Here is an 18,122-nt window from a genome sequence, read left to right as displayed (position 1 = left end):
TTATGTTTTAATGATATCAGAATCTGCCGAATTCTTTTTCTTTTTTAATCTATCAAAAAGACTTTGTTTTTTTTCATTTGTATTAGGCTTATCATTATTATCCTTTTTCTTATCTTCATTATCAAACCCTTGTCTAGTCATAGTTCCCCAAGCAAGCTCTCTAGATGTAATATAACTAAAATATCCTTTTAAAGAAAAGAATAAAATCATTGGGTGATATAAAATAGGTTCAATAATTGCTGTTATAAATAATGTAACTACTTCTCTGGTAGTATTGTAATATTTAAATGTCATTTGATCCCAAATAATTACTATTGATGAAATCATAATAGCAAAAGTATAGGAGTATAACAAAATTAAAGGCGCAAAACTCCAGTTTACATAACCATAAAGCACTAAAAATATTGAGAAAAGAATACCAAAAGCTTCAATAATTGGAGCTAAAAATTCAAAAATAAAAATATATGGAAACGTGATTAATCCTAGTCTTTTATAACTAGGATTAAATAAAATCTTTCTGTGATCACTAAACATTTGGAACAATCCACTGGCCCATCTTGTACGTTGTCTACCTAAAATTTGAATATTTGGCGGACCTTCTGTCCAGCAACAAGAAAGTGGTATATAACCAATTTTATAGTCCATTCTGTTATTCATCATATGAGCTGCCATTCTAGTTAACATATCCATGTCTTCTGCATGAGAATCAGCTCCATATCCACCAGCTTTAACGGCAATTTCTTTATCAAACATACCTAAACCTCCAGATACATTAGGTACAGAATTAATAAATTCCCAACCCATTTTTCCTAATAGGTAAGATCTAATATATTCTAATTCTTGAAAACGAGGTATTAGTGCTTTTGGTGGTCTAACCCTAGTAATAACTCCTTCATCAATTTCACAGTTATTAGACATTCGTAAAGTTGCACCTACAGCAATAACCCTTACTTTAGAGTTTAAAATAGGCTTAATCATTTTTGTAAGTGTATTTCTTGCCAAAATACAATCTACATCTGTGTTTAAGTAATATGGAAAAACGGAAGCATTTAAGCCAGCATTAAAAGCATCTGCTTTTGTACCACCATTTTCTTTATCAATAACTGTTAATATCTCATACTTAGGGTTTTCTGATTTAAAAGTTCTTTTGTAAGGTTTCGATTTAATTTTCTCTACATAAGCAAAAGGTGCTTCAACTAATTCGAATTCTTCAATTAAAAGATCTAAGGTTTTATCTTTACTACCATCATTTACAATAATTACCTCAAACAATGGGTAGTTTAATGTAAGTAAAGATTTTACATTAATAATAATTGTTTTTTCTTCATTATATGCAGGTGCAATTACCGATATACCTGGTGCAAGATTAGAATTTAATAACTCTTCATCATCTATATCTGTATTATAACTTTTATATTTATTAATTGCTATAAATGAAAATACAGATAATATTAGGTAACTAAGAATTAATGCAGTTGCATAGAAAAAAATAAAGTATTCGTAAACTTTTACAAAAATATCAAACATTTATTTATATTTTATTAAAGGAGTTTCAATATGTTTTAAAATTAACAGATCAAATCCTTTTAATGAATTTTTTAGGGTTTGAAAGGCAATTTGTCCTTCATAGCTATAATTTAATATTGCTTCTGCAATAATTTTTTTTGTATCTATATTATTTGTTTCACCAAATATTTCTTGTAAAAAACTTAAAGATTTACCTGTATTAAGTTTTTTAATTGTTTTTACAATTGCTACTTGACAAACTTCTGGCTCTGTATAGTATCTTTCAATAAGTGTATCTTCGGTTTCTTTTATATCTAACTCTCCTAATGATAATATAGATTCTGCTCTAATATTTGCATTATCATCTTCTAATTTTTCTAATAAAATTTCATCAATACCTTTTTGTTTAAAAAAGCCAACCATTTTTATTAGAAAAATAACTAATGAGTCATTTTTAGAATAGTTAATCCATTTACCTAATCCCTCTAGATTACCTCTAATATTTTGTTGTTTTAAGTATTGCATTAATTCTATCTCATCCCATTTTGTTAGATTTCCTTCAAAATCATCAAAAAAACGATAAGGGTCATTAGAGCTTAATGCTAAGTAAGAGTTTCTAGCTTCACTTCTAATTCTTTTATTTTTACTATAAGCATATTGTAATATTTTAGAATCGAATCTATTTAAGTCTAAAACGAATGCTTCTTGAAAAGCATCCATTTTTTCACTATTAGATCGAGAGTCAAACTTTTCTTCTAAGTGTCTTACAATACCTAAAGCACTAATAATTAGTGGGTATTTTTCTGATTCTTTGTCGTCATTTTTAAATTGTACAAGGACATCTACACCTATATCTAAAGATTCTCTATTAACATTACCAACTATATCTTCAAAGCTATCAAAAACTTCTTGTTCAGAAAATTTTTTGTCTGTAAACAAAATTTGTTCAAACAGAGCTATTATATCTGGTACACTGTCTTTAAGTTTTTTCTGCAGTTTATTGTACCTTCTTCTAATAGTATATATAGTAATTACTAGTGCCAAAGTTGCAATTATAAAAAACACTGTTAAAACAACAGTTATTTGTATAATTAGAGGAAATGTCTTTATTTTATAGACAAATGAAAGAAACCACTCAACGAAGCTCATTTATTTAATGAATTATATATATTAAATTGCTTAAGTTGGGGATAGGTAATTATATTTGACGAAAGTAATAAAAAATCACCAAATACAGCTGTATTTCTATGAATTGTATATTTTTATAGGTGAATGACTTCATCATAAGCATCAGCAACAGCTTCCATTACTGCTTCACTCATGGTTGGGTGAGGGTGAATTGTTTTTAAAACTTCATGACCAGTTGTTTCTAACTTACGTCCCAAAACTGCTTCAGCAATCATATCTGTAACTCCAGCACCAATCATATGGCAACCTAACCATTCGCCATACTTAGCATCAAAAATTACTTTTACAAAACCATCAGGAGTTCCAGCTGCTTTAGCTTTACCTGATGCAGAAAAAGGAAATTTACCAACTTTTAATTCGTAACCAGCTTCTAAAGCTTTTGCTTCAGTTAAACCAACAGAAGCTATTTCTGGAGTAGCGTATGTACAACCAGGAACATTTCCATAATCAATTGGTTCTGTATGTAAACCAGCTAATTTTTCAACACAAGTAATTCCTTCTGCAGAAGCAACGTGTGCTAATGCTTGTCCAGGAACAACATCACCAATAGCATAATAACCAGGTATATTTGTTTGGTAATAATCGTTTACTAAGATTTTATCTCTATCAACTATAATTCCAACATCTTCTAAACCAATGTTTTCTATGTTCGATTTAATTCCAACTGCAGATAATAAAATATCAGCGGTTAAAGTTTCTTCTCCTTTTTTAGTTTTTACAGTAGCAACAACGCCTTCACCAGAAGTATCAACAGACTCAACAGAAGAATTTGTCATTACTTTAATTCCAGATTTTTTAATAGAACGCTCAAATTGTTTAGAAACATCAATATCTTCTACAGGTACTACATTTGGCATAAATTCTACAATAGTAACATCAGTTCCCATTGAATTATAAAAATGAGCAAACTCAACACCAATTGCACCAGAACCTACAATAATCATAGATTTTGGTTGATTTGGTAAACTCATTGCTTGTCTATAACCAATTACTTTTTTACCATCTTGCGGTAGGTTTGGTAATTCTCTAGAACGCGCACCAGTTGCAATAATAATATTGTCTGCACTATATTCAGTAACCGTTCCGTCTTCTGCAGTAACATCTACTTTTTTACCAGTTTTTATTTTACCAAAACCGTTAATAATATCGATTTTATTTTTCTTCATTAAAAAAGCAACACCTTTGCTCATTCCTTCTGCAACACCACGACTTCTTTTAATAACAGCTTCAAAATCTTTATCAATTGCTTCAGCTTTTAAACCATAATCATCAACATGTTTTAAGTAATCATACACTTGAGCAGATTTTAACAATGCTTTTGTTGGTATACAACCCCAATTAAGGCAAATACCACCTAAAGATTCTTTTTCTATGATGGCAACTTTAAAGCCTAATTGTGATGCTCTAATTCCAGTTACATATCCTCCAGGTCCACTTCCAATAATAATGATGTCGTATTTCATTCTTAATTTTTTTTATGTTTAAAGTTTAAAATAATGATAAACTATAGTTTTATTCTACTTAATATTTTGAATCGCAAATTTATCGATTCTAACTTTAATTTTATATAAAAAAAGTTATATTTTTTTTGGGCGTTTTAACAGGCTTTCCGTTCTATCTTTTTAAACTGAAAAAAGTTCAGTTTAAAAAGGATGCCACTTCAATCCCTAACGCGCTAATTTACTAATTTTTGTTTATACAACCAACTGTTTTCTGCAATTGCAAGCTATTTTACATTCTCTCAGGAACTTTAATTCCTAATAATGAAAATGCAGATTTTATAGTCTCAGCAACTTTATTAGCTAATTGAACTCTAAATATTTTTTTATCTTGAATTTCTTCACCTAAAATAGAAACATTTTGATAAAAAGAATTAAATTCTTTTACTAAATCATAGGTATAGTTTGCAATAATTGCTGGTGAATAATTTGCAGCAGCGAGTTGTATCGTTTCTGGAAATAATTCTAATTGTTTTAATAATTCTTTTTCCTTTTCATGTAAATCTATAGAAACAGATTTTGAAAAATCAAAGTCTGCTTTTCTTATTATAGACTGAATTCGTGCATACGTATATTGAATAAAAGGACCTGTATTACCTTGAAAGTCTACAGATGATTTTGGGTCAAATAAAATTCTTTTCTTAGGATCTACTTTTAGAATAAAATATTTTAATGCTCCTAAACCAATCGTTTTGTATAAATCTCCTTTTTCTTCCTCAGAATACCCTTCTAATTTACCTAATTCTTCAGAAATTTCTTTAGCAGTATCTGTCATTTCAATCATTAAATCATCAGCATCAACAACAGTTCCTTCTCTCGATTTCATTTTTCCAGAAGGTAAATCTACCATTCCGTAACTTAAATGATGCAATTGTTTTGCCCAATCGAAACCTAATTTCTTTAAGATTAAAAACAATACTTGAAAATGATAATCTTGTTCATTACCAACTGTATAAACCATTCCGCCAACATCTGGGAAATCTTTTACACGCTGAATTGCAGTTCCAATATCTTGAGTCATATAAACTGCTGTTCCGTCTGAACGTAACACAATTTTTTCGTCTAAACCATCGTCCGTTAAATCGCACCAAACAGAACCATCTTCTTTTTTATAGAAAACTCCTTTTTCTAAACCTTGATTAACAACGTCTTTGCCTAATAAATAAGTATTGCTTTCATAATATAAAGTGTCAAAATCTACCCCCATGTTTTTATAGGTGGCTTCAAAACCTTTATACACCCAAGAATTCATTTCTTTCCAAAGTGCAACAATTTCAGCATCTCCAGCTTCCCATTTTAAAAGCATTTGTTGAGCTTCTATTAAAAGTGGTGCTTCTTTTTTGGCTTCTTCTTCGGTTTTTCCTTCGGCTATTAATTGAGAAATTTCTTTCTTATATTCTTGATCGAATTTTACATAATAATTACCAACTAATTTATCGCCTTTTAAACCTGAAGATTCTGGAGTTTCTTCGTTTCCGAATTTTTGCCAAGCCAACATCGATTTACAGATATGAATTCCTCTGTCGTTAATAATCTGAGTTTTATAAACTTTTTTACCAGCTGCTTTTATAATTTCTGCAACAGAATAGCCTAATAAATTATTACGAACATGACCTAAATGTAAGGGTTTATTGGTGTTTGGCGATGAATATTCTACCATAATGGCTTTTTCATCCGCCTTTGGTAAAACGAGACCAAAACTAGCATCCAAATAAATAGTATTGAAGAAATTGGTATAAAAAGCATCGTCAATTACTAAATTTAAAAAGCCTTTTACAACATTGTAATTTGTAATTTCTGTTACATTTTCTACTAAATATTTTCCTAAATCTTCGCCTATTTGTACTGGGTTTCCTTTCTTGAAACGCAACATAGGGAAAACTACAACTGTAATATCTCCTTCAAATTCTTTTCTAGTTGCTTGAAATTCTACTGATGGAATTTCGATATTATATAAAGCTAAAAAACCTTCTTTTACTTTGGTTTCTATGGTGTTTTGAATGTTCATGTACGCCTAAAAATTAAGTTGCAAAATTACATAATTTTATTTGTTTTTCATTACTGTTTTTTAGAGCTTATTATTTGTATTTTTGCGCAATGGAAAAACGCTTACAAGAGCTTCCTAAATTAGCTGAACAAGCTAAAAAAGAAAGCAAAAAATATTTTACGAATCTAAAGAAAAGAACTCCTAAAAATTTAGATTATATAATGCAAGAATTGCATGATAAAGAGTTTGAAAAAACAGATTGTTTAGCATGTGGAAATTGCTGTAAAACGTCAAGCCCTATTTTTATTGATAAGGATATTGAGCGTATTTCTAAACACTTAAAAATGAAAGTTGTTGATTTTGTTAGTCAATATTTACAAAGAGATGAAGATGATTTTATGGTGTTAAAATCGGCGCCTTGTACTTTTTTTGATGAAACTGATAATACTTGTTTTATTTATGATGTTCGTCCAAAAGCGTGTGCAGAATATCCTCATACTAACAGAGTGAAATTTATACAAATTACAGACTTAACAATTGCAAATACGGCAATTTGTCCGGCAACTTATAATATTGTTGAAGCGTTAAAAAAACGTATTCCTTTAGAATCTAATGAAAAGAGAAAAAGAAAATAGATTTATTTATATATTAAATATTTATTTCTAATTAATTTAAATTCATTTAAATCTTTTGTCCAGGTTTTTCTAATTTCTTTTTCAGATACACCTTGTTCTATTTGTTTTTGTAGTTTTTCTGTTCCTGCTAATTTAGTAAAGAAAGTGTTAAAAAAATCTTTTTCTTTAGCATAGTTTTTATGACCTTTATAAAAATCAATTAACCATTTTAATTCAATTTTAGTTAATTTTTCTTCATTTCTTAAATCATATCCATAGCAAATTTCACCTTTATGTTTTGGATATTTAGCGCCATTATTTGGTTTTGGCTTAAATTCAAAATAAAATCTTTTTAATTTTAAATATGGACTTCCTGCAATTTGGAACTGCATTTCAGTTCCTCGACCTGCAGAAACGGTTGTTCCTTCAAAAAAACAAAGGCTAGGATAGAGGTTAATACTTTTATCGTTTGGTAAATTTGGCGATGGTTTTACAGGTAAACTATATTCTGTTTTGTGTGTATAATTTTCTAAAGGGATTACAGTTAAATCGCATTTAATTTCGTTTTCTAACCATTTTTCTCCATTAATCATTTTTCCATATTCGCCAATTGTCATTCCGTAAACAACAGGAACTTTGTGCATACCAACAAAACTTTTATGAGCTAATTCTAAAACTGGTCCGTCTATATAATGACCATTAGGATTTGGTCTATCTAAAATAATAACCGGAATTTTAAGCTCTGCACAAGCTTCCATTACATAATGTAAGCTAGAAATATACGTGTAAAAACGAGCACCAACATCTTGAATATCAAAAACAACAACATCAATATTTTTTAATTGTTCTGCAGAAGGTTTTTTGTTTTTTCCATATAAAGATATAATTGGTAAACCTGTTTTTGTGTCAATTCCGTTTTTTACAATTTCTCCAGCATCAGCTTTTCCACGAAAACCATGTTCTGGCGCAAATACTTTTTTTACTTTAATGTCTAAAGAAAGTAAGCTGTCAACCAAATGTCTTTGTACTTTATTTTTTGAAGTCGTTTGAATAATTGAAGTTTGATTGCCAACAATTGCAACATTTTTTCCTTTTAATAAATTAAGGTACAAATTAGTTCTTTCTCCGCCAGTTTTTAAAATGGAAGCACTAACTATATTTTTTTCAATTGTTGTATTTGGTTTTTGAGCGCAAGAAATTAGGGTAAAATTCATTGCTAAAAACCAGCATAAATATGTACTTTTGAAAGGTTTAAAATTTATCATCAATTTGAATTACGAGTTATTTATAGCCAAACGTATTATTGCTGGCAAAAAGTATAAAAATAGTATTTCGTCGCCAATAATAAAAATTGCAATCACAGCAATTGCGTTAGGAATTATTATTATGCTAATTGCAGTAGCAACTGGCGCAGGATTGCAGTATAAAATTCGCGATAAAATGGCTGGTTTTAAAGGTCATATTCAAATTGTAAATTATGATGCCAATAATTCTGATGTTTCTATAACGCCTATAAAAAAAGAACAAGAATTTTATCCGAAGTTTAAAAATATTGATGGCATAAAAAATATTCAAGTTTTTGCAAATAAAGTAGGAATTTTAAGAACAGAAACAGATTTTGAAGGAATAATTTTTAAAGGAGTTTCTACAGATTACGACTGGTCTTTTTTTAAAGAATATTTAGTTGCTGGTAAAGTACCTAATTTTAATCAAGACAGAACCAGAGAAGTATTGCTTTCTGAAACAGTTGTAAATCGTTTGCAACTAAAATTAAACGATACCATTTTATCAACCTTTGTTAAAACAGCTAATAGTAAATTACCATCCAACAAAAAATATATTATTTCTGGAATTTACAATACAGGTTTTTTACAGTTTGATAAAAACATGATGATTGGCGATATTAGAGAGGTTCAGAAATTAAATAAATGGACAGAAAATGAAGTTGGTGGTTTTGAAGTTCTCATTGATGATTTTAACGAAGTTGATAAAAAAAGAGAAGAAATTTATTTAGAATTACCTGCTACTTTAACTAGTAAAAGTATTGTAAACGCATATCCTAATGTGTTTGAATGGATAGAACTTTTTGATAATAATGTTTGGTTTATTATTGCCATTATGATTTTAATTGCAGGCATAAATATGATAACTGCTTTGCTCGTTTTAATTTTAGAACGCGTACAAATGATTGGTATTTTAAAAGCTTTAGGAAGTAATAATACAAGTATTAGAAAAATATTTTTATACAATGCTTCTTATTTAATTTTAAAAGGACTTTTTTGGGGCAATGTTATTGGTTTATCAATTATATCTATTCAATATTATTTTGGGATAATTACCTTGAATCCAGAAACATATTATGTAACAACAATGCCAGTTTACATCTCTTTTTCGGCTGTTTTACTGTTAAATATTGGTACTTTACTTTTATGTTTTTTAATGCTGATAATTCCGTCTTATATTATTACAAAAATACTGCCTTCTAAATCTATTAAGTTTGCTTAATTTTAGTTTCTAGCTTGTTTTTATTTTGGCGTTCCGCAAGCGGCGCGCTTTCCGTTATATCTTTTTATGAATAAAATTTTAGAGTTCATTTGTAAATTTAGAATTCATTTAAACTTATTCTTTTATTTAAAAATTCCGTTTACATAAAAAGGATGCCACTACAATCGCTAACGCAGACTTTTTACAAACTTTTAGACACTTTTTATACTAGTAGCAAATTTGCGTTAGCGATTGAATGGCGTGTTTGAGCTCTTTAACACTTTAATAAAAAAAGTGTTAAAAGCGAGTAATGAAAGCGCGACCTTTTTTAGGTAACGCCCAAAAAATACGTTTTTATAAGTTAGATGTATACTCAGAGCCAAGAAATTGTTTAAAGTACTGTTTTGATGATTCCCTTTATAAATCAATTTTAAGGAATAAAAAATGGTATTTAATTTACTTTTTACTAAACGGAATTTTTAGTCTTTTCAAAGTTATTGATTTGCATATGAACGATATTTAAAAAATAGAATAGATATAAGTAGTTTCTTTGTTGTGTAATTAATAGCAAACTAATTTTATAAGTTGGGGGACTTTTTAATATTAGTTCGAGGTCGTCTAAAGATTTATATTTTAGGCGATTCTCTTTTTTTTGTCAATTTTTTAAATTCAACGAGTTTTATATACCGTTTAAAGAGCTTTATTTACAATTCAACGAAATCGTTGCGTTAAAGACATATAAAATTGTTTCTTTGATATGTATTTAATTATACAAACATATTTTATAAGTTGGGGAATTTATAAATTGTAAATTTAAACCGTTTAAAATTAATTTTTTAAACGGTTTTTTTATTTAAAAAAATGAACAGAACTAAGTTTAGACTCTTTATGGTTTAAAGCCTTTTTTATAATTTTATAGACGATTTAGTATTTTCCTTAAAAAAGAAAAGCCCTATTTTTCAATAGGACTTTAATAAAACTAAACTAAACTTAATTTCTTCTTTTTCTAGTGGTTTCTGTCTTTCGAGAATTATTATCTGTTTTTTTATCTAATTTTTGAGTTGTACTTCTTCTTGTATCTTTTATAACTTCAGTTCTTTTATCATTTGTAGGTTTTCTGTACGAATTATTAGAGTTTCTTTTGTCTGTATTTCTATCAATCGTTGAAGTTGTATTTCTTCTCGTGTCTTTTATAATTACAGTTCTTTTATCATTTGTAGGTTTTCTGTACGAATTATTAGAGTTTCTTTTGTCTATATTTCTATCAATAGTTGGAGTTGTGTTTCTTCTCGTATCTTTTACAACTACAGTTCTTTTATCGTTTGTAGGTTTTCTATAAGAATTATTAGAATTTCTTTTAATATCTCTATTTCTACCAATAGTTGAAGCTGGTTTTCTTCTTTTTATGATAGTACTTCTTTTACCAATTTTAGCATTTGGGTTTGCTTTGTAGTAATAAAAGTTTGCATCTTCTCTAAAGCGATTGTAGTTTCTGCTAAAATCTGATCTATAAAAATATGCGTTATTGTAATCGAAAATATCACCAAAATTTATACTAAATCTTATTCCGTTATTGTAATAATAATCTCTTACATTTCCGTAAAAAGCAGGATTTCCAAATCTATCATAACGTATATTTAAATCGCCAACTTTTGTAAGTCTATCTCTATAATATCTCATAAAAATAGAACCAACTCTAGAAACATTTCCTCTATAATCATAATTAATAAAAATATTTTCTATTCTAGTAATTCTACCTCTGTAATCTCTATCAATTCTTAAACGGCTGTTATTTTTAATTCTTGAGCCATTATAATCATAATAAGTATCATTTTCAAGAGCGTTAAAATCAAAATCACCATTTGTAAAAATAAAGAACTCAATGCCGTGTTCAATAAAATTTACAGCATTATTATAAGTGTAATTTGCCTCAATTTTGTTAGGTAATTCGTAGTTTGTCTTAGCTTTAACTGTAGTAGTCATAATAAACATTCCTACTAAAATAAGTATACCTTTTTTCATAATATATGGTTTTAAGGGTTTTGCCTACACTAATTGCTTTTCGGCATCCGCATTTGTTTTTAATATTTTCAAAGAGCGTGCCAAAATTAGAAATGGTTTAAAGGTTTTAAATAATGTTAATTGTATTTTTCTGATTTATAGTGTTTTATTTGTATTCAAAAAAACATAATTAACTAGTATAATTTTCTATATTTTTACGATTTATAAAGAAATAATTAGAAAATGACCGAAGCCATTGAGAAAAGTCTAAAAAGAGGAGTTAAGTTATTAAATAATATTTCTGATGATGAGTATTCTAACATAATCCTAGAACTATTAAAAATAGTTAATCTAAGTTGTTTTTTATTTTTATCAGTATTTATAGAATTGATAAATATTTATCATTTATAGTAAAATAGAAAAATATACTCTAAAAATTAGTTCTTAATTGTTTGAAAATAAATTTTTTATCTCCTTGTTTAATGTACATTTCCCTACAGTTTGAAGGGTGTAAAAATGTATAATTTTTAGTAATGTCAAAAAAAGAATTATCTACAGTAAAACAACCTTCAAAATCTTTTTTACCACATTTAGCGTGTCTCGAAATTTTGTATTTTTTATCTTCTAATTTCTCATCAATATGAAACCAAGCGCCACTGCCAATACCAGATAACCAAGTGCCTTTTGGTAAGTTAAATGTTTCAATATCTGGTAATTCTGTTCCGATTAAATTAAGTTGATTATCAAATTTTTTAAAAAAAGCAGCATTGTATTCTTTTAAAATAGATCTGTTTTTATAAATCTCTATTTTTTGATTTTTTACATTGTAAACTTCTTTAACCGTTTTCCCTTTTAAAGTATTACCAATAGGACTTGGAGTTAGTAAATAAGAGCTTTTTAGCTTTAAAGTAATCCTTTTATTTGTACAAGAATAGATAAGTGTATCAGTAACAAATCGTGCACAATTGCTGGCTTTTTTCATAAATGCGCCATAAGGATATTCTTTTTCAGTAATTAAATTATGAATAAATTGTAATGCATTATCGTAGTTTATTTCATCATTTATACTTGCAATTAATCTGCCTTCTCCATGCGTTTTTTCTGGATGTTTTTCCAACCACAATAAAATGTTGTCTAAGTTTGATATTTTATTATTTTTAAACGTGGCTTTTAAAGGAATATGAAGCTCAGGATCTGTTGCTACAGATCGAACGCGTCCATTTCCATAAGAAGTTATATATCTACCAAAATCGAAATATTTAATTTCAGATTCATTTTTTTTTATCAACAATAAAGCAGCATGTCCTGCTTGAACTGCATGCTCGCTACCAATGCCAATTTTTGGCCAAAATTTACTTGAAGATTCCCAATAAGCAGGTCTAACAACAGTATCAGGATAAGATAAAATAACTATAATTGCATTTTCTAATTCACTTTTTTCCATTCAAAATTATTCTTTATCTAAATGTGAAATTTAGATAAGTTTTTTTTAATGTTTTAGTTATTGTCGAAAATTGCGTTTTTAATAATTCCAAAAGTTTTAAATGCGAAGTACATGGTAAAAAATAATAATGCTACACCAATAAAAATAATAGCATAGGCAACATATAATTTTGGCGCTTCTGTAAATTTATCTAAAGCTTTAAAACCAAATGTAATTATGATTGGCGTAATGATAAATAGAAATATCAAAATACCTAACCTAATTAACCCTTTGCTTAATAAATTTAAATCTGTACTCATTTTTTATAATTTTGAATAGCATTTCTAACACTTCCAAATTTTTGCAATAATTCACTAGCTTCTTTTTGGTCGATATTTAATTCTTTAACTAACATTTTTTCACCTCTATCAACTAATTTATTATTTGATAATTGCATGTCAACCATTTTATTGCCCTTTATTTTTCCTAACTGAATCATCGTTGCTGTTGAAAGCATATTTAAAACCATTTTTTGTGCAGTTCCAGCTTTCATTCTAGAACTTCCTGTCACAAATTCTGATCCAACAACTACATCAATAGGAAATTTAGCAGTGTTTGATAACGGGCTATTTGCATTACAAGAAATGCAACCAGTAATAATGTTATGTTCATTGCATTTTTCTAAAGCAGCAATTACATACGGCGTTGTGCCAGAAGCAGCAATGCCAACAACAACATCTTTATTAGAAATTGAATGTTCTTGTAAATCCAACCAACCTTGATTTGTAGAATCTTCGGCAAATTCAACGGCTTTTCTAATGGCATAGTCGCCACCAGCAATTAAACCAACAACCAATTCATGAGGAACGCCAAACGTTGGCGGACATTCTGAAGCGTCTAAAACGCCTAATCTTCCTGATGTGCCTGCACCAATGTAAAAAAGTCGTCCACCAATTTTTAGTTTATTAACTATTTGTTCTGTTAACTTAGTTATTTGTGGCAAAGATTTTTCTACAGCCAAAGGCACAGTTTTGTCTTCACTATTAATATTTCTTAAAATAGAAGATACAGACATCATTTCTAGATGATTGTATTTCGAATCTTGTTCGGTAGTTTTTATAAATTTCATGAATTCAAAAATACATTTTTTTTATGAAGAATAGATTTTAAAGCCTTTGTATTGTAAGTAAAATACATAAGTTTTTGCAGTTATAAAGAAGTAAATTTAATTTAGATTTTACTCTAAAATCCATGTTATAAAATCTTCTTTGTCAATAATAGACCAAGAATGAGGATGCCTTTCTCCATTTGCTCTATAGCCTTTATTTTGAGTTTCTATCAATTCTATATTAGATTCTCCAAATTCTGATTTTAATTTTTCTGATAACTTTTTAATATAAAAAGCATTTAAATCTTCATATTTATTATTTGCTCTTTTTTTCCACCAAACTAAATCTGGTTCTGTGTAAAATCTAATTTTTAAGTTTTTTAAGCCAGTTAGATTTTCTATATTTTCTGATTCAAATGTATATGGAGCGTTTTTTTCGTACGGTTTAATTCCATCGGATGGATTTCCAAAAATAGAATCAAATTGATGAATTACCCAAGTAGATTCTTGTATCGCAGGTTTAGAAACGTTCTGCTTTAAATTCTTTGCAGACACTCTATATAATGCTAAAAGATCAATAGGAGCATCGACAATAAAAACACCTTTTGGTTTAATTTGATTTTCAGATTTCATGAGATAATCAGTAATTAATAAACTCACATTTCCACCGCCAGAAAAACCACCAATAAAAATATTTTTTTCTGATATTTTTTCTTTACGAATTGTTTCTGTTAATAAATTAGCTAAATCTTGTTTTTCGGTTTCTGTTAAATATAAATGCAAATTAAAATTCATGTACAACACAGAAATTCCGTTTTTACTACTTATTTCTGCAATATTAAATTCTGATTTTGTGTTTTCTAAATCGCAAGGAAAACAAGGAAATAAAATTAGTAATCCGTTTTGTTTATCAGATTTAACTAATTCATATTCAGTAGTTTTTATTGTTTTTGATGAGGTTTTTTCGGAAATCGTTTCCTTATTTTGTTTTTTGCAAGAAATAAAAAATATAAAAATGATGATAAAGTATTTATGCATTTTCTTTTATTTTAGTTTGAAATAAATGAAATAGTTCTAATTTTTCTCAACCAAATCTAGCGTAAAAGTATCCGTTTCTGAAATATGAAAATATCCCAAAGGAAAATTATCTTCATTCGTTGTGTTAATCATATTACCTAACAATGAAGAAGGAACAGATTGAAAAGGCCCTCCAGAATTTTGCCCACTTTGACTATTTAGTATTTCAAAAAAAGTATAAAAATCTTTCGTAATTCCAGACATTTTTACGGTAACTCTATTAGGTAATTCTATTTCATCTTCTTGATAAAAAAAAGAAAAATTATAATCATTACCATCAAAAAATCGGTCGTCAATTGATAAAAATAGATTTTCTGAAAAATCAAATAAATAATAATTTTCTACAATTGGTTCATCAAAAAAAGATACTTTTAACTCTGTTTCTTCGCCAGAAAAAAGTGTTTCATCTCCTTGATAAACATCAGTAAAAGGTGTAGATTTTACTTTTGTAGCAAATCCTTTATAGGTTTCATTATTATAAATTACAGTTAATTCATAAGATGTATCATCAGCAGGAATAAATGAGTTTATAGGTTCGTAATTCCCATCAGAATTTGTGTTCGAAAAATTAATAATTGTATTTGTAGATACGTCTGTTAAAAACACTGTTGCACTTGTAACAGCAGGAATTGTTTCATCAAAATAATCTGCAGAAGACGATAATTTTACAATCGTTTTTGCAGTTACAGGGCTTCTATTAAAATAGACTTCAAAAGAAGCGTCAATAATTAATTTTGGTTCAATTGAAGGTACGTCAACATCTATTACTTTTTCGCAACTTGTAAAAAATAAGATGAATAAGATAGGAAGTATATATAGTTTTTTCATTTTTCTAAAATTTAAAATTATAAGTAACAGAAGGTACTAAGCCAAAAATTGAAGTCTGAATAGCTTCATTTCTATAGGTTTCTCGATTTTGACTAAAACTAATAGAAGCGGCATTTTGTCTTCCATATAAATTATATATTCCGAAAACCCACTCACCTTGCCATTTTCTATTTTTATTACTTTCTGGAGTTAAAGTTGCCGAAATATCAAGTCTGTGATAAGCTGGCAATCGATCTGCATTTCTTCTATTGTCATCATAAATTGGTACATTTAAACCTTGAAATTCATATTGTCCTACAGGATAATTTGTTGGCTGCCCAGTTTGAAACAAAAAGTTGGCGTTAAACATCCATTTTTTAGACAATTCATAACTCGCATTTAAAGAAATATCGTGCGTTTTATCATAAGCGGTATTATACCATTCTCCTTGATTTATTCCTGGTTCACTAGCAGTTCTTCCTGGTGTTTTTTGTTCAGATTTAGAAAGTGTATAGGAAAGCCAGCCTTTAAAATTTCCTTCATTTTTTTTAAATAAAACCTCTAAACCATAAGCTCTGGCTTGTCCGTTTAAAATAACAGTTTCAATTTCGTTATTGGCAACTAAGTTGGCGCCATTAATATAATCGATTCGATTTTGAATGTCTTTATAGAAAACTTCTGTTTCTAAAGAATAATCTCCATTTTTGATAGATTTAAAATAACCAGCAGCAAATTGATCTAGTAATTGCGGCTTTATATATTTGCCACTTGGCGCCCAAACATCTAATGGAGTAGGAGATGCCGTGTTGGAAAGTAAGTGTAAATATTGTGCCATTCTGTTGTAACTTAATTTAAATGAAGTTTCATCATTTAGTAAATAAGACATAGAAAGTCTTGGCTCAAAATTGTTAAAAGTAGCAAGAACATCGCTTCTTTTATATGATTCTGTTGATGTTGCTTCTGCAGATTCATACTTTTTAAATTGCGAATTGTAAATTACAGGATTGTCGTTTGCATATACATTTAATTCATCTTGTCCTAAACGTGTAAAGTTGCTAAAACGCGCGCCATATTGCAAGGTAAGTTTGTTATTAATTGAATGTTCTGCTTCTAAATATGCTGCAAATTCATTGGCATATTTGTCAATTAATTTTTCTGATTGTATACCAGAATCTTCTCTATTTGGAACAATTTCTCCTGGATTAAATTTGATGTAAATATTATTGATTCCATAACTCAGTTTTAAATTTTCATTTAAATAATGTTTAAAATCGTATTTTAAGTTGAAGTTTGTAATTCCAGAATCCCATTCAAAGCCAACAAAATCGAGGATTAACCCGTAGAAATAATCAGAATATATTGCAGAAAGATTAGAAAATATTTTATCAGAAAATAAATGATTCCAACGTAAGTTTACAACATTGTTTCCGTATTTATTAACGAAGTTATCACTAATTCCAAAAATGTCTTTTCCAAAATAAGTGGATAAGAAAACATTGTTATTGTCGTTAAATCTGTAATTTATTTTAGTATTTAAATCATAAAAATAGGCTGTGTTATCATTATCAAACAGTGGTAAAAATAAATGTGCATAAGATGCTCGTCCACCAATAACAAAGGAACTTTTTTCTTTTACAATTGGACCTTCTGCTAATAATCTGCTAGAAACTAAACCAATTCCTCCCGTTAAATTAAAATTTTTACTATTTCCTTCTTTCTGATAAATATCTAAAACAGAGGATAATCTTCCTCCAAAACGTGAAGGAATTCCACCTTTATATAATTTTACATCTTTAATTACATCCGGATTAAATACCGAGAAAAAACCAAGTAAATGAGAAGAGTTAAAAACAATTGCTTCATCTAACAAAATTAAGTTTTGATCAGCTGCGCCACCTCTAACATTAAAGCCAGAAGCGCCTTCACCAGCACTTGTAACACCTGGTAAGAGCAATAATGATTTAATAATATCTGCTTCACCTAAAACTACAGGAATTTTTTTAATCGTTGCAGCTGTTAATTTGTTAACACTCATTTGTGGAGTTTTAACATTTAGTTTTTCTATGTTACCTTCAATAATAATTTCATTTAAACTTTCGGTTTCTTCTGATAGTTTAAAGTTTTTTGTTATTTTTTCTGATAAGTTAATAGTTTCTGAAATTGATCTAAATCCTAAATAACTAACTTGAATCTTATAAGTTCCTTTAGGTATTGTAATGGAATAAAAGCCATACTCATTTGTTGTGGTTCCTGAGTTTAATTCAGGAAAATAAATAGAAACTCCAAATAAAGTTTCATTATTATTAGCATCATAAACAGAACCACTAATTGTTGTTTTCTCTTGACTAAAAGTAGATAATGAGAAAAGAAAAAGTATAAAAAATATTTTTTTGAGTTGAATCATATTTTTTTGTTTAATATAAATGGT

The 18,122-nt window shown here is 28.2% G+C and carries 14 protein-coding genes; 2 read left to right on the top strand and 12 right to left on the bottom strand.

Annotated elements, in window-relative coordinates:
• From BLT70_RS10195 to argS, 4 genes are all read right to left on the bottom strand, one after another.
• Entirely contained in the window at positions 1-1,527 is a 1,527-nt protein-coding gene (locus BLT70_RS10195; RefSeq protein ID WP_231962679.1) for a glycosyltransferase, read from the bottom strand.
• Positions 1,528-2,550: a HEAT repeat domain-containing protein gene (locus BLT70_RS10190; RefSeq protein WP_157691884.1), complete on the bottom strand. Its 1,023-nt coding sequence runs from the start codon at positions 2,548-2,550 to the stop codon at positions 1,528-1,530.
• A 218-nt stretch (positions 2,551-2,768) separates the two neighbouring features.
• On the bottom strand, positions 2,769-4,157 hold the full coding sequence (lpdA, locus tag BLT70_RS10185; protein WP_091894094.1) for a dihydrolipoyl dehydrogenase: 1,389 nt from the start codon (positions 4,155-4,157) through the stop codon (positions 2,769-2,771).
• A 268-nt stretch (positions 4,158-4,425) separates the two neighbouring features.
• The gene (gene argS / locus BLT70_RS10180) at positions 4,426-6,201 is read right to left on the bottom strand and encodes an arginine--tRNA ligase (protein ID WP_091894092.1); all 1,776 of its coding nucleotides are present in this window, start codon (positions 6,199-6,201) and stop codon (positions 4,426-4,428) included.
• Positions 6,202-6,290: 89 nt separating this feature from the next.
• Between argS and BLT70_RS10175 the strand changes: the two genes are divergently transcribed.
• On the top strand, positions 6,291-6,815 hold the full coding sequence (locus BLT70_RS10175; RefSeq protein ID WP_091894090.1) for a YkgJ family cysteine cluster protein: 525 nt from the start codon (positions 6,291-6,293) through the stop codon (positions 6,813-6,815).
• 2 nt (positions 6,816-6,817) lie between these two features.
• Here BLT70_RS10175 and BLT70_RS10170 read toward each other — a convergent pair whose 3' ends face one another.
• Entirely contained in the window at positions 6,818-8,008 is a 1,191-nt protein-coding gene (locus BLT70_RS10170; protein WP_231962676.1) for an exo-beta-N-acetylmuramidase NamZ domain-containing protein, read from the bottom strand.
• A gap of 55 nt (positions 8,009-8,063) precedes the next feature.
• Here BLT70_RS10170 and BLT70_RS10165 point away from each other — a divergent pair, with 55 nt between their 5' ends.
• Positions 8,064-9,299 (top strand): ABC transporter permease, encoded by a 1,236-nt coding sequence (locus tag BLT70_RS10165; protein ID WP_091897610.1) that lies wholly within the window; start codon positions 8,064-8,066, stop codon positions 9,297-9,299.
• Positions 9,300-10,268: 969 nt separating this feature from the next.
• Here BLT70_RS10165 and BLT70_RS10160 read toward each other — a convergent pair.
• The 7 genes from BLT70_RS10160 to BLT70_RS10130 form a co-directional block, all read right to left on the bottom strand.
• On the bottom strand, positions 10,269-11,300 hold the full coding sequence (locus BLT70_RS10160) for a hypothetical protein (protein ID WP_091894086.1): 1,032 nt from the start codon (positions 11,298-11,300) through the stop codon (positions 10,269-10,271).
• Between the two features lie 409 nt (positions 11,301-11,709).
• Positions 11,710-12,723, bottom strand: a complete 1,014-nt coding sequence (locus tag BLT70_RS10155; RefSeq protein WP_091894084.1) for a DUF6695 family protein — start codon at positions 12,721-12,723, stop codon at positions 11,710-11,712.
• Positions 12,724-12,776: 53 nt separating this feature from the next.
• A complete protein-coding gene (locus BLT70_RS10150; RefSeq protein WP_091894082.1) occupies positions 12,777-13,022 on the bottom strand; it encodes a DUF6095 family protein in 246 nt (81 codons plus the stop codon).
• Complete coding sequence (gene murQ, locus BLT70_RS10145) at positions 13,019-13,831, bottom strand: N-acetylmuramic acid 6-phosphate etherase (RefSeq protein WP_091894080.1); 813 nt, start codon at positions 13,829-13,831, stop codon at positions 13,019-13,021. The genes BLT70_RS10150 and murQ overlap by 4 nt, the downstream gene beginning before the upstream one ends.
• A gap of 108 nt (positions 13,832-13,939) precedes the next feature.
• On the bottom strand, positions 13,940-14,848 hold the full coding sequence (locus BLT70_RS10140) for a hypothetical protein (protein WP_091894079.1): 909 nt from the start codon (positions 14,846-14,848) through the stop codon (positions 13,940-13,942).
• Between the two features lie 36 nt (positions 14,849-14,884).
• Positions 14,885-15,715: a DUF4249 family protein gene (locus tag BLT70_RS10135; RefSeq protein ID WP_091894077.1), complete on the bottom strand. Its 831-nt coding sequence runs from the start codon at positions 15,713-15,715 to the stop codon at positions 14,885-14,887.
• 4 nt (positions 15,716-15,719) lie between these two features.
• Positions 15,720-18,098, bottom strand: coding sequence for a TonB-dependent receptor (locus BLT70_RS10130; protein WP_091894075.1), 2,379 nt, complete (start codon positions 18,096-18,098; stop codon positions 15,720-15,722).
• Positions 18,099-18,122 lie beyond the last annotated feature (24 nt).

Origin of the sequence: Polaribacter sp. KT25b, assembly GCF_900105145.1 — a bacterium.
Classification (GTDB): domain Bacteria; phylum Bacteroidota; class Bacteroidia; order Flavobacteriales; family Flavobacteriaceae; genus Polaribacter.
Note: the sequence above shows the minus strand (reverse complement) of the source record. Positions and strands in the feature narration are given on the sequence as shown.